The organism is Acinetobacter sp. V116_7 (assembly GCF_056735735.1).
Genome location: NZ_JBWZIF010000028.1, coordinates 488054 through 501539, shown reverse-complemented (window position 1 = coordinate 501539; position 13486 = coordinate 488054). Strand labels below are relative to the sequence as shown.

The following is a 13486-nucleotide window of genomic DNA, read 5'->3' as shown; positions in this document are numbered from 1 at the left end:
GCCTCGGCGCTTTTTTTTATTGGTAGTTAATCTAAGCTGTGTCCAATATATTGCTGTCTATATTGTTTAGGAGATAAATCAAAAATTCGTTTAAATGCCTGACTAAATGCTGTTTCGGATGAATAGCCAACCTTATTTGATATTTGCTGAATTGATAAATTACTTGTGCGTAAATACTGACTGGCTAAACGGAAACGGTAATGCTGTAAATAAGTTAGAGGTGGCTCGCCAATAATACTACTAAACAAATTTGCAAATTTAGAACGTGACATACAACATTGTTCAGCTAAAGATTCAACTGTCCATGTGACTTCTGGCTGGCTATGAATAGCAGATAGCGCATTGCTCAGTTCTGGATGAGTTAAGGCACTTAACCAGTTTTGTTGATCTGTCATCCGTTGAATATGATCACGAATGCATTCGATGAGCAAAATACTGACTAAGTGATCAATAATTTTGTCGTGACCTGGCCTAATTTTTTGAGTTTCGATTGCTAGAAAATAAAGTCCAATTTGTAGCCATTCAGGTGGGGTAGTTTGATTTTCATGCTGAATATGCATGATGGACGGCAGGGCATTAATGAGTGGCCCAGCCATATGGGTATCGATTTGACAGCGTAAAGATAGCAATAATGTATTATCTGGAGATGAAGTACCAAATTCGATGGCATCTTGTCTATGACCATTAAAAAGCGATGTTATATCTAAAGAATCTACCAACTTACTCGCTGTTGATTTTGAGTCAGTCGCACTATGTGCTTTCCCTGAAGGAATTAAAATAATATCGCCAGCAGTCGCAGTTATTTTTTCTGAAGTGTTAAGTTGAATATATACAGAACCAGTTAAAACAATATAAGCAAGTAAAGCAGATTGATCTTGTGTTTTAAAAGCCCATTCTCCTTGCGCTTTTAAATAGATGTATTCAGACTTATTTAGGTGAATATCATCAAAAAATTTACTTAGTGCATCCATATTTAAATGATCAATCATTATTTTAATAAAATTATAGTGAGCTATAAGAATAGATCAACATGTGTTTTTAGGACAGAAAAGTGGAAGAAAATGCCAAAGACTTTAACATAGGTTTTTTGGACGGTTACTACTGTTAACTAAACACTATTTCTTTAACTATATAGACATATAGAAAAAGGAAATATAGCTATGAATGCACCAGTAAATGTTCAGCAAGAACTTATGCCAGTGCCTGCGTCTATGCGTGAAATAGATCGCAAACGCTTTTTATGGATGATTAGTCCTGCTTTACCTGCTATCGGTTTAGCTATTTTAGCTGGTTATCAGTTTGGTCCACGCCCTTTGAAAAAAGTCTTCGCATTAGGTGGCCCACTTTTATTACATGTTGTGATTCCTGTAATTGATACTATTATTGGGAAAGATGCTCGAAATCCGACAGATGAAGAAATTAAGCTTTTAGAAAAAGATCCCTATTACTCACGTCTTGTGAAGAGCTTTATCCCTCTACAGTATGCTGCGAATGTTTATGCATGTTATTTAACAAGTCGTAAAACAACATCTTTTATTGATAAGATTTTACTTGGTATCTCAATGGGTGCAATCAATGGTATTGCGATTAATACAGCCCATGAGTTAAGTCATAAGCATGATCGTATAGACCATATTCTGTCTCATCTTGCTTTAGTTCCAACAGGCTATAATCATTTCCGTATTGAGCATCCTTATGGTCATCATAAGCGTGCAGCAACACCAGAAGATCCAGCTTCATCACGTATGGGTGAAACATTCTATGAGTTTTGGCCACGTACTGTTATTGGTTCTTTTAAGTCTGCAATAGAAATTGAAAAAAATCGTTTAAAACGTAAAGGTAAAGAATTCTGGTCTTCAGATAATGAACTATTACAAGGCTGGGGAATGACTGCTGCTTTTCATGGTTCTATGGTTGGAATCTTTGGTAAACGTACAATTCCATATTTAGCAACACAAGCATTTTATGGCATTAGTCTTTTTGAAATTATTAACTATATTGAGCATTATGGTTTATTACGTCAGAAAAAAGAAAATGGTCAATATGAACGTACAATGCCAGAGCATAGCTGGAACAATAATAACGTTGTAACAAACTTATTCTTGTACCAATTGCAGCGTCATTCAGACCATCATGCTTATCCGACTCGTCCATTCCAAGCATTGCGTCATTTTGACGAGGCACCTGAGCTACCAAGCGGTTATGCAAGTATGTTACTACCAGCATTAATCCCTTCATTGTGGTTTAAAATAATGGATAAGCGTGTTTTTGATCATTATAAAGGTGATTTAAACAAAGCAAATATTTCGTCAAAACGACGTGCAAAAATCTTTAAGAAATTTGGTGTAGTTGATAAAGCGTTAGACAGTACAACTACCGAATAAATAAAAATGTAAATTCCTGAAATACGAAGCCCTCTAGTTTAATCGCTAGAGGGCTTTTAAGTTTTTACATAAACAGCTAATAAAAGAAGGGAAAATTTCCCTTAATTATTATTTTAGTTCGCTAGAAGATTTACCCAGTTCTCGGCGGGCAATGATTAATTGCTGGATTTGCTGAGTACCTTCAAAGATATCGAGAATTTTCGAATCACGTGCCCATTTTTCAAGTAACTCATCTTCGTTATAGCCCACACTTGCTGCCAATTCGACACATTTTAAAGTGATCTCATTACCCACACGACCTGCTTTTGCTTTTGCAATAGAAGCTTCTTTAGAGTTTGGTTTTTTGTTATCTGCCATCCACGTTGCTTTTAACATGAGGAGGCGAGCAGCTTCCCACTCAGCTTCCATACGGTAGATTTGAGCTGCAAAGTTAGAAGCATGTAGGTAGGGCGTAGAGTAATTAGGATCGAGTTGATCTTTAAAAATCTCTTTAATACGTTCTAGTGAAGCTTTAGCACAACCGATTGCCATTGCTGCAACTAAGGGGCGAGTATTGTCAAAAGTTTCCATTACTCCAGCAAAACCTTTAGCGACGTCTACTTCGGCATTACCTAAAAGGTTTTCGGCTGGCACACGGCAATCAATAAAACTAATCACTGCTGTATCTGAAGCTTTAATTCCTAATTTATGTTCGAGACGTTCAACTTTCATTCCCGGTGTACCTTTGGGTACCACAAATGACTTAATAGCTGCACGTCCAAGTTTGCGATCAAGCGTGGCCCAAACGACGACAGAATCTGCACGTTCGCCAGAGGTCACAAAAATCTTTTCACCATTTAAAATATAGTCATTGCCATCTTTGGTTGCAGTGGTGCGGATCGCAGCAGAGTCAGAGCCGCATCCTGGCTCAGTAATGGCCATTGCTGCCCATGTTCCGTTAAACCGTTCTAACTGTTCATCATTTGCCACAGCAGCAATTGCTGAGTTCCCAAGCCCCTGACGTGGCATACTCAGCAATAAGCCTGTATCGCCATAACACATCTCAATAATTCCAAGAGCGGTCGACATGTTGGTTCCGTTACGAACACCTTCACTTTCTGTATCACCACGCTTTCCAGCACCTGCAGCTCCAGCATTAATACCTTCGCCACCTTCATTCATACCATCAATGAGTGAAGCGAGCATATCCAGCTCTTTGGGATAAGCATGCTCAGCCTTATCATATTTACGAGAAATAGGGCGTAAAACATTGATCGCAACATCGTGTGCCTGATCAATCATCATCTTGAATTTTTTAGGATTTTGTAAATTCATTAAAGTATCCTCTGATTGATCATTTAAGCATGTAAGCCAGATTGTAAAATTGCAGTAGCGCGTAGATCACGGTACCAGCGTTCAACTGGATGTTCTTTTGTGAAACCATGTCCACCAAGAATTTGCACACCATCTGTACCGATTTTCATGGATTTTTCAGCACAAAGTAGTTGGGCCAGATAAGCTTCGCGGTGAAATGGTTTGCCTGATTCTGCAAGGCTTGCTGCGTTTAAAACCAGCATACGCATTGCATCAATTTCAATAGCCATATCTGCAATTATGAAAGCGACACTTTGGCGATGAGAAATTGGTTCACCGAAAGCAGTTCGTTCATTGGCATATTTAATACAATAAGCTTTAACAGCTTCACATGTACCTACAGCCATTGCACACCACATTAAGTTCCCCAAATCTAAAAAAACAGTGTAATCAAAGTCTGTTGCGCCTAGTCTAAGAGCGGGTGTGTGATTAAAACGAAGAGTTGCAGTTTCTGTGGCTTTAAGACCCATGGCCGGAGTGTTTTTTATTGAAATTGTGTCACCGCATTGCACGACAAATACGTCTGGCTTGCCGTTAAAGTCTGCACTTACTAAAAATACATCAGCTAAATCACCTAAAATTACTAATGTTTTTTCGCCATTAATAAAAAACTGATCATTTTCAAGTGATGCTTTTGTTTTTAAAGCATAAGGATTAAATGCCGGAGTTGCTTCTTGAACTGCAAAGGTTGCTGTAATGTCTGAGTCTTCTGCAAAACAGGGTAGGTACATTGACTGAACTTCAGCAGAACCCCAACGTGTGATTGCATTGATAACGCTAAATGTACTGAGTAATCCTGCTGTAAGGCTAAAATCACCTTCAGCTAGTTTTTCAGCTATTAATAGATTACTTACAATATTTTGTTCGGTCGCGACACCGCCTAATGCCTCTGGAAGTGCATAGTAGTTAAGACCTAAATCTTCAACATATTGCCAAAGACTTTCAGGAAACTGAGCATTCTGGTCAGCTTCATGTGCTAATCCTAATAGAACCTCTTGAGCAAATTGAGACATTGCATCAGAGGTCATTTGTTGTTCTTCAGTTAGGCTTAAATCAAATAGATTTTTTTGTTGGCGAGGTAATCGCTGTTGGGAGATCTGTTTTGGTTTAAATGCTTTTTGAGTCTGGCTTAATGCTTTAAAACCAGCTTTTGAACCTTGATAAAGAGATTTTTCAACAAATTTACGCAACTTGAGTTGATCAAGTACATCGCTTCCAGCCAATCTGGTAATTAGCGATAAACCCAAACCCTGAGCTTTATTGATCATACTTGTCATGATTATGGTGTCCTAACACGTTGTTATTGTTTTATGCTGACACGCCTCATATTAAAAAACTATGTCGTTACTGACATTCAAATAATGAGTAGATAAATGGCAAATAGAAAATAATAAAATTATAAGTTTTTGATTTTATTTGTTTAAAAATATTTGATGATTGGGTGGGTTCAGAGGTATTGACTAGAATGACATGGAATCATTCTAGTCCTTTATTAAATTAAGCAAAGTTACGAATCATACGTCGCACATTTGTTTTTGCATCAATAACTGTCATAAACGTATAGGCCCCAATAAACTTACGGCTAATAAACATAAATTCTTTTGGAGGAACTGAGAAATAACGTGATGCCATTGATTTACTTGCTTGCTGCATAACACGGCTATGTAACTGACTTTTCTTCCAGTCATAACGTTCATGTTCATCCATAAGGCCAGCGGGCATATCTGGATTATTTGCAGGGGTACTAAATGCTTCTGTCGCGATTAAAAACACATCAGCCATGCCGGGTTTAATACTTTCAGGCATTGCATCAAAAAATTCATATCCAGTCATGGCTTGTACCATCGCATTTTTATCATGCTGATAACCTGCTTGAATGAGTTGACGTGCAACTGCTAACAGATGTTCATCAAACTGACGGATAGCACCAAAATCTAATAACACAATTTTGTCTTGAACGTCTTGGCCATTACCCAAACGAACAAGGTAATTACCAAAGTTAGGGTCAGTCTGCATTTCACCCCATTCAAAAATTTCACGAACTGCAATTTCGAGTGAAGCTTCACCGAGCTGATTACGACGCTCTTGAGGTAAAGACAACATCACAGGGCTATTGATTGGAACACCACGTTCAAAAGTCATGCAAAGTACTTGATTAGTGCAGTATTCATCTACAATTGTCGGAACAATATAACGCTCGTCATCTTTTAAGCGTTCACCGAAACGACGGGTAGTGGCAGCTTCAACATCATAATCAACTTCACGATGCATCATTTCACGTACTTCATCAAACCACTGATCAAATTCACGGGTTTGTGGCACCATACGTGTCAGTTTAAGCATGTTTTTAAACAAGCTCATATCTGAATCAATTGCATTTGCAACGCCAGGATATTGGATTTTTAAAACTAACTCTAAGCCGTCTGATTTACGTGTTGCACGATGTACTTGTGCGAGAGATGCAGTACCAATTGGTTCATGATCAATCGTTAAATCATTTAATTTAGCACCCAATTGCTCTTGTAAATGTGGCTTAATTGCAGGCCAATCTAAGGCAACGGTTTGGTTATTTAGGGTATTTAATGCTTGTGTAATCTCTTCTGGTAAAAAGTGTTCACCATAAAGAGCCATCATTTGGCCAATTTTAACAATAGAACCCTTAAGTTTACCTATTTCAGAAACCAGATAGTTAGCTTGTTCGCTCATCGCTTTTTTGCGTTTCTTTTCTTTTTCTTCTTCATTAGAAAATAAAGAAGAGGCACTTGCAGTTGCCCAACGTGTTCCTGCAAGTAAAGAAGCTTTCGCGATTGATAAGCGTCGATCCATGGAAGAAGTTTTTAAACTCTTAAGCTTATCTTTCTGATTTGACATGAAAATAGAATCCTATGCGCATCATGCAGCCAAACGCTGGTGATCTAAAATTGTAACGAATATTACATGTTTTGAGCGTATTAAAATAGTTCTCTCAGACTGAATGATAGGCCGAAATGGTCATCTTTATTCCAATAATTCTTAAATAGCCTAAGCAATTTGGAAATTTAAGAAATTAAAACAATTGAGATGAGTAAAACTAAGATAAAACAGATCTTTGATAACAAAATGGATTACATTTTAAATTGAATCTTTAATTCAGATTTCTGCATCAAATGCAGACGATTGGTCTGAATATGTTGCAATAACATCTGTTTGACTGAATCATGCATAAAACCAAGTGCATGAGCTTTTACAATAATGATGCTAGGAAGGGTGTAAAAGAAGTACTTAACATCATCAAGAGTTGCATTATTAAAAATACCTTGTTCAATTAACGTCTGCTGCAAAAATTGCTTTTCATTTAATACAGAATCTGAGGATTCATCCCAAAAACGGTGACGCATCGCCATCAGATTATTGTGTTTATAACTCATAAAATTGTCAGCTCAGACTTCAAATCTAAATAAAATATATGGAGTCGAGCAACGAATATCAAGTTGAGATTATTTTTTCTTCAGTTGCTGTTTGAATTTTTATGTAACTCTTGTAAATAGCCTAAGCAAATTTAAAAATTTTTCTAAAAAAACTATAATCGAAACAATTTCATCTATAACACCACTTATCATGACTCCTGCATGTAGATTGTTAAAAAGTAATAAAATCGAATTTTCTATTCATGAATATGAACATGAATCAAATGCTAAAAGTTTTGGATTAGAAGCAGCCGAAAAATTAGATTTAGATGTAAACGAAGTATTTAAAACTCTAATGGTAAGTGACGATAAAAATTATTTCGTTGCTGTCTTACCAGTTAATCACCAATTAAATTTAAAAAAAGTAGCTACGGCGTTTGGATGTAAAAAATTACAGATGGCTAATCCTAAAGATGCCGAACGTTTAACAGGATATTTAGTAGGAGGGATTAGTCCTTTAGGCCAAAAGAAACGATTAAAAACGGTCATTGATGCATCCGCTCAAAACTTTAATAAAATTTATGTAAGTGGGGGAAAAAGAGGGCTGGATATTGGTTTAAATCCAAAAGATTTAGCTCAGCTTTTAAATGCTCAATTTGTTGATGTGCTTGATCAATAATAATGACCGAAAAACATACTTTAAGAACCAATCATGATTCTCTATCTATATTGAGAAAATACTTTATGCAGATCTTTTTTTAAAAGAGAGAAGCACAAATAATGAAGAAAAAGCTTGAATTATCAAATGAAAATGATTATCATTATTGTTAGTGGCGATATAGCTATTTTCTAAAGGAGCAAAGACATTGGTTGTAATATCAATCTTATATTCTATTCGTTCATGCTCATTTTCTTATGAATTTTAGAGTTATACCAGAAGCACCAACAATGAGAATAGCGAAAGGTGAGTTGATTTCTGGTATATGACACCTGCGAGACATTATAAAAATATGCAGGTTCAAGTAGCGGTAAATGGAACTAAGAAAAATAAATACTATCAGCGCAACAAAAAGAATAAACCAAGAGTGGCAAGCGAGGATGGCTTGCTACTCTTGTATTTACAGTTAGCTTCATACTTATTCATATTGTTCAACCTTTTTAGAGTTTTAACTCTGCTCAGTAACAGATCTCTTATATTTTTGATTAAAAAATAACCACTAATGTTTCATTTATTAATATCCCGCCTTTTTAACCAATTTTTTGTATACCCTGAATAAAACATGATCAAAAAAGAGGAAAAAGCGTGCTTATTTTTCATGGAAAACCTGTTCATGGAGCAATTTTTGATATGGATGGGACAATGTTTGATACTGAGAGGTTGCGGTTTCAAACATTGCAACATGCATCTCAAGAACTCATTGGACAGGAATTTTCACACGAATATTTAATGCAATGTTTAGGTTTAAGTGCAACTACTGCTGAACAATTGGCTCAACGGTTATATGGTGTAAATGTTCCCTATAAAGAAATTCGAAAAAGAGCCGATGAGATGGAACTCGAATATATTCGAAAACACGGCGTACCGATTAAAAAAGGTTTGGTTCAAGTTTTAGAACGTTTACGAAAATCTGGCTTAAGAATGGCTGTTGCGACTTCAAGCCGTAGAGCAATTGCCGAAGAATATTTAATTAATGCGAATGTTTATAAATTTTTTGATGTGATTACCTGTGGTGATGAAGTCGAACAAGGAAAGCCGCATCCTGAAATCTTTTTAAAAGCTGCTAGTCAACTTCACTTGGATGCTAACCAGTGTCTTATGTTTGAAGATTCTGAAAATGGTTTAACTTCGGCTCACACTTCAAAAGGTTTGACGATTTTATTAAAAGATATTAAAGAACCAAATGATGAAATGCTGGAAAAAGCACATTTTTATTATGATCAGATGTATGACTTGTTAACTGATCTCGATCAATTTATTCCTGCTATGGATATGCCAGAGATGCAGGAGCCTTTTCCGCAAAGCCTAAATCAATTGACGGTTGGAATACATGGTTTCGGCGCTATTGGTGGTGGTTATATAGCGCAAATCTTGTCACATTGGGATGGGTACACAAAACCAAAGAGAATTATTGCTTCAACACGTAATAGTCTTTTTCGAGAGGCTGTGAATGCATTTGGAACTTATAGTATTCGCTATGGTCAATTTTCTTATGATGAACGTATTGAGAATATGACCATTGTTGATTCTGACAATGAGCAACAAATGCTAGAGATGTATACACATTCAAGTTTGATTGCACTTTGCTTACCTGAACAAGCGATCGAGGCTGAGTCAAAAATAATTGCAAAAGGATTATATGCACGTTTTAACTCGCCACTTGAAACATGTATTGAACCGCTAACTTTTCTAATTATTTTAAATAAAGTAGGCGCGAAATATTTGGTTATGAAGCATCTTAGAGAAGCTCTACTAGAGTTAACTAACGATGAAGATGTAACTGAGCATATTTTAAAAGAACATTACTTTTGTGACACCGTTGTAAATCGCATGGTTTCAAAGCTATCTAATCAGAATTTATATCGTCAACTTCGTATTAAGCATCACTTTCTTGAACAGCATTTATCTGATGTCGAGCATGAAGAACAAGTCGAAATCGAAGATTGCAATAAACTGTCCCAAGATCAGCAAAACCAGGCATCTTTATATGTTGATAACATGCGCCGTAATTTCCAGCCAGGTCATATATTACAAAGCATGGACCTAATTCTGTTTCATAGCGAAACGGATATGCCAATTTATGTAGAAAAAGGCAGTCCTTTGCTCGAAAAGTTACGTCAAGTTGTCTTGGTTAATCAGATTACAGATATACAATTAATCAAAAACCGACTATGGAATGGCGTGCATGCCATGCTTGCTTGGTACGCATCTTTACTAGGTTATGAATCTATCGGTGTTGCCATGGGTGATCATTCAGTTAAAGCATTTGCAGAAAACTTAATTAGAGAAGTAAAGCAAGGGCTTGCAATTGTATTACCTAACTATGCAAAAGATTTGGATCGTATGGCACAAAGCTTTCTAGACTCATGTGAATATGCTTTTAAAGACCCTTGTCAACGAGTGGCCAGAGATCCACTTCGCAAATTAACTCATAATGAAAGAGTAATTGCGTCAATTGAGGTGAATATAGGTCATGATTTGCCTTATAAAAACTTATTAAAAGGCGCTGCGCTAGGGTATGCGTATGCAATTCAATATTTAGAAATTGAAGAGGCTGATGTAATCAAACATTTACAACAGCAAATTCAAAAAATGGATATGAATACTACCCAAAAAAGACAACTTGAAGTTGAGTTAACGCAATTAGTTCAATATTTATTTTCTGAACAAGGCAAACAGCCTTTAAACATGAATATTACCAACTCCAAAAGTACGCGTACTCAGTATGCTTAAGTTCGTTTAAATAATTAATGTTCTACAACTGAAAGGCAAACGTGCTTTAATATGAAAATTGAATGATTTTGAATTAAAGCTGTGCTGCTAAAACCTTCGACGTTCATGGTGCCAACCTCTATACGGGATTATCCCGAATGGCATCTTGGGCGCCAAAATTATGCTTTATGGTATTTAGAAATTAATGATCAAAAAATAGTTGATTATTTAGATGCCTTGCGCGCGCATTTTTCAGAATTTTTAGTAGAACCCAATAATCGTCAATATCATATCACGCTGTTTATATGTGGATTTTTAACCCACAAAACTAGAATCTATAGTGATGACTTTAGTTTGAGTGAATTTGAGCAGCAAAGAGAAATCTTAAGAAAAGAGAATTTTTCCTCATTTCAATTAAAAATTGGTTCAATTGATAGTTTTACTAGTGCTTTATTTGTTCAAATCCAAGATATCAAAAATACCTTGCCTCTAATACGCCAAAAGCTAGGTTTAGTTTCTAATGAAATAGCTGCTTTAGAATATTGTCCGCATATTACTTTGGGGTTATATAAAAAAGAATATAGTAGTGATTTGATTTTACATAAAATTTCTGAATTACCTGTACAATACAAACACGCTGAATTTGATCTTAAGTTCGAGCATCTAACGTTTGGTTATTATCAAGCTCAAACTTTACAAGGTAAGTTATATCCATCTCAGCATTTGTTTTTAGGTGATTCATGTTGCAACTGATTTTAGGTGGAGCCCGTTCTGGTAAAAGTCGACTGGCTGAACAAACGGCAATAAATACGCAATTAGCTGTGACTTATGTTGCTACTGCGCAAGCGCTTGACCCAGAAATGCAAAGTCGAATTGAACACCATCAAAATCAGCGTCCTGCTCACTGGTCTTTGGTTGAAGAGCCATTATATTTAGCAAATGCTCTACAAAAAATTGATCGACCTAATCAAATTATTTTGGTGGATTGTTTAACGCTTTGGCTAACCAATTTGTTACTGTTAGATGATCAAAGTGTTCAACAACTTGAGTGTGAGCAGCTGTTAAAAGTTTTACCTACGCTTGAGTCAGAAATTATTTTAGTAAGTAATGAAACGGGTTTAGGCGTTGTGCCACTCGGTGAGATAAGTCGACGATTTGTAGATGAAGCAGGCAGACTACATCAAGCTCTAGGGCAAATTGCAGATAAGGTTGTGTTTTGTGTGGCTGGTTTTCCAATGATTTTAAAAGGTGAGAAATAAAATGAACTGGTGGTTAGAGTCTGTACAGCAACCAAATTTGGACGCAAAACAACAAGCAGAGCAACATCAACTCCAACTCACAAAACCTACTGGTGCCTTAGGTGATTTAGAACTGATAGCAGTTAAACTTGCCAGTTTGCAGTCAAATGCACATCCACAAGCTAACCATCCATGGATTACTATTTTTGCGGGCGATCATGGTGTGGTTGAAGAAAATATCTCTGCATATCCTCAAGCCGTAACTCGTCAAATGTTGCAAAACTTCACAACTGGCGGGGCAGCAATTAGTGTAATTGCCAAATATCATCAAGCTCATTTGCAAGTGATTGATTGCGGTACCGTAGGTGAAGCATATGAATACGTAGGTGTTGAGCGTCATTGTATTCGTGCTGGGACAGCAAATTTTGCCAAACAAGCCGCAATGAATGCTGATGAATGCCGTGCTGCTTTAGAGTTAGGTAAAAATAGTGTAGACACGGCTAAAGCCAACGGCGCAGATATTTATATTGCGGGTGAAATGGGAATTGGAAATACCTGTTCTGCTTCTGCCTTAGCATGTCTTTTATTAAATGATACTGCTGAACAATTAACTGGAGTCGGGACAGGAATTGGTGCCGATCAGCTAAGACACAAAATTGAAGTAATTGAACAAGCAATTGAACTTCACCATAAACATGTTACTGGTGATGCGTTCAAAACATTGTGTGCAGTTGGTGGATTGGAAATTGCGGCAATTGTAGGTGCTTATATTCGATGTGCGCAGATTGGCCTACCTATCATTGTAGATGGCTTTATTAGTTCGGTCGCTGCTTTATGTGCGGTACGCATGAACTCTAAAGTACGTGACTGGATGTTATTTGGCCATCAATCGGCAGAATATGGCCACCGCCGTATTTTGCAAGAACTCAATGCTGACCCGATTTTAAAAATGAATTTACGCTTAGGTGAAGGTAGTGGTGCTGGGACTGCCTTAGCATTAGTTAAAATGGCATGTGTATTACACAACCAAATGGCTACCTTTACTCAAGCTGCCGTAAGCGGGGATAAAATTGGGTAAATTCAGAATTGATTTGCTCAGACATGGTGAAAGTGAGTATAGCCATACTTTACGTGGACATTTGGATGATGAGTTAACGGCAAAAGGTTGGCAGCAGATGCAGTCAACCATTGAGCAAGTTGCAAATCAGTCATGGGATGTCATTATAAGTTCATCATTAAAACGTTGTGCTTGTTTTGCTGAGCAACTTGCAAAGACAACTCAGCTACCTTTACTTTTAAACCATGACTTAAAAGAAATGTATTTTGGTGAGTGGGAAGGTGTCTCAACTCAGCAAATTTATGAAACTTCACCGGAATTACTGGCAAATTTTTGGCAAAAACCGAGTCAATATTGTCCACCGCATGCAGAAACATTAATGCAATTTCAAACAAGGGTGCTTAAAGGCTTTCAGGAACTACTTGTAGAGATGCAAAACCAAAACTGGCAACATGCATTGGTTGTTACCCACGGCGGTGTGATTAAGCTATTAGCTTGTTTGGCCACGCAACAACCTTTAGATGATTTGCTAAAAATGCCGGCAGAGCTTGGGAAATTATATTCATTCGACTTTTCTGAAACAGATGGTCAATTAACTTTTATGTTGAGATAGCACTTTTATATTTTTATACACATGT

12 protein-coding genes are annotated in these 13486 nt (G+C 36.8%); 7 read left to right on the top strand and 5 right to left on the bottom strand.

The features are described 5' to 3' along the window. Window positions 1–26: 26 nt before the first annotated feature. Window positions 27–971, bottom strand: coding sequence for an AraC family transcriptional regulator (locus tag AC1PJP_RS16315; RefSeq protein ID WP_416684568.1), 945 nt, complete (start codon window positions 969–971; stop codon window positions 27–29). Window positions 972–1160: 189 nt separating this feature from the next. Here AC1PJP_RS16315 and AC1PJP_RS16310 point away from each other — a divergent pair, with 189 nt between their 5' ends. Next, entirely contained in the window at window positions 1161–2384 is a 1224-nt protein-coding gene (locus AC1PJP_RS16310) for an alkane 1-monooxygenase (RefSeq protein WP_479767704.1), read from the top strand. Between the two features lie 108 nt (window positions 2385–2492). Here AC1PJP_RS16310 and AC1PJP_RS16305 read toward each other — a convergent pair whose 3' ends face one another. The 4 genes from AC1PJP_RS16305 to AC1PJP_RS16290 all read right to left on the bottom strand — a co-directional run bounded on the left by AC1PJP_RS16305 (window position 2493) and on the right by AC1PJP_RS16290 (window position 7144). Beyond that, the gene (locus AC1PJP_RS16305; protein WP_479767703.1) at window positions 2493–3698 is read right to left on the bottom strand and encodes an acyl-CoA dehydrogenase family protein; all 1206 of its coding nucleotides are present in this window, start codon (window positions 3696–3698) and stop codon (window positions 2493–2495) included. Between the two features lie 23 nt (window positions 3699–3721). Then, the gene (locus AC1PJP_RS16300; RefSeq protein ID WP_479768253.1) at window positions 3722–5005 is read right to left on the bottom strand and encodes an acyl-CoA dehydrogenase family protein; all 1284 of its coding nucleotides are present in this window, start codon (window positions 5003–5005) and stop codon (window positions 3722–3724) included. Window positions 5006–5234: 229 nt separating this feature from the next. Next, the gene (locus tag AC1PJP_RS16295) at window positions 5235–6608 is read right to left on the bottom strand and encodes an ABC1 kinase family protein (protein WP_005304840.1); all 1374 of its coding nucleotides are present in this window, start codon (window positions 6606–6608) and stop codon (window positions 5235–5237) included. A 233-nt stretch (window positions 6609–6841) separates the two neighbouring features. Continuing rightward, entirely contained in the window at window positions 6842–7144 is a 303-nt protein-coding gene (locus AC1PJP_RS16290; RefSeq protein ID WP_004792622.1) for a hypothetical protein, read from the bottom strand. A 190-nt stretch (window positions 7145–7334) separates the two neighbouring features. On the opposite strand from AC1PJP_RS16290, the gene ybaK reads away from it, so the two are divergent. The 6 genes from ybaK to AC1PJP_RS16260 all read left to right on the top strand — a co-directional run bounded on the left by ybaK (window position 7335) and on the right by AC1PJP_RS16260 (window position 13461). Beyond that, on the top strand, window positions 7335–7802 hold the full coding sequence (ybaK, locus tag AC1PJP_RS16285; RefSeq protein ID WP_479768251.1) for a Cys-tRNA(Pro) deacylase: 468 nt from the start codon (window positions 7335–7337) through the stop codon (window positions 7800–7802). A gap of 624 nt (window positions 7803–8426) precedes the next feature. Next, window positions 8427–10574: a bifunctional mannitol-1-phosphate dehydrogenase/phosphatase gene (mtlD, locus tag AC1PJP_RS16280; RefSeq protein ID WP_479767702.1), complete on the top strand. Its 2148-nt coding sequence runs from the start codon at window positions 8427–8429 to the stop codon at window positions 10572–10574. Between the two features lie 105 nt (window positions 10575–10679). Continuing rightward, window positions 10680–11306: a 2'-5' RNA ligase family protein gene (locus AC1PJP_RS16275; protein WP_005304846.1), complete on the top strand. Its 627-nt coding sequence runs from the start codon at window positions 10680–10682 to the stop codon at window positions 11304–11306. After that, window positions 11294–11812: a bifunctional adenosylcobinamide kinase/adenosylcobinamide-phosphate guanylyltransferase gene (gene cobU, locus AC1PJP_RS16270; RefSeq protein WP_151962722.1), complete on the top strand. Its 519-nt coding sequence runs from the start codon at window positions 11294–11296 to the stop codon at window positions 11810–11812. The genes AC1PJP_RS16275 and cobU overlap by 13 nt, the downstream gene beginning before the upstream one ends. Window position 11813: 1 nt before the next feature. Beyond that, window positions 11814–12869 carry a nicotinate-nucleotide--dimethylbenzimidazole phosphoribosyltransferase gene (cobT, locus tag AC1PJP_RS16265; protein WP_479767700.1) on the top strand — a complete coding sequence of 352 codons (1056 nt, stop codon included), beginning with the start codon at window positions 11814–11816 and terminating at the stop codon, window positions 12867–12869. Beyond that, a complete protein-coding gene (locus tag AC1PJP_RS16260) occupies window positions 12862–13461 on the top strand; it encodes a histidine phosphatase family protein (protein ID WP_479767699.1) in 600 nt (199 codons plus the stop codon). Before cobT ends, AC1PJP_RS16260 begins: the two co-directional genes overlap by 8 nt. Window positions 13462–13486: the final 25 nt, after the last annotated feature.

Bases quoted from the DNA above. Each gene is read 5' to 3' on its own strand.
- AC1PJP_RS16315 (WP_416684568.1), bottom strand. From the start codon at position 971: ATGGATGCACTAAGTAAATTTTTTGATGATATTCACCTAAATAAGTCT.
- AC1PJP_RS16310 (WP_479767704.1), top strand. From the start codon at position 1,161: ATGAATGCACCAGTAAATGTTCAGCAAGAACTTATGCCAGTGCCTGCG.
- AC1PJP_RS16305 (WP_479767703.1), bottom strand. From the start codon at position 3,698: ATGAATTTACAAAATCCTAAAAAATTCAAGATGATGATTGATCAGGCA.
- AC1PJP_RS16300 (WP_479768253.1), bottom strand. From the start codon at position 5,005: ATGATCAATAAAGCTCAGGGTTTGGGTTTATCGCTAATTACCAGATTG.
- AC1PJP_RS16295 (WP_005304840.1), bottom strand. From the start codon at position 6,608: ATGTCAAATCAGAAAGATAAGCTTAAGAGTTTAAAAACTTCTTCCATG.
- AC1PJP_RS16290 (WP_004792622.1), bottom strand. From the start codon at position 7,144: ATGAGTTATAAACACAATAATCTGATGGCGATGCGTCACCGTTTTTGG.
- ybaK (WP_479768251.1), top strand. From the start codon at position 7,335: ATGACTCCTGCATGTAGATTGTTAAAAAGTAATAAAATCGAATTTTCT.
- AC1PJP_RS16275 (WP_005304846.1), top strand. From the start codon at position 10,680: ATGGTGCCAACCTCTATACGGGATTATCCCGAATGGCATCTTGGGCGC.
- cobU (WP_151962722.1), top strand. From the start codon at position 11,294: ATGTTGCAACTGATTTTAGGTGGAGCCCGTTCTGGTAAAAGTCGACTG.
- cobT (WP_479767700.1), top strand. From the start codon at position 11,814: ATGAACTGGTGGTTAGAGTCTGTACAGCAACCAAATTTGGACGCAAAA.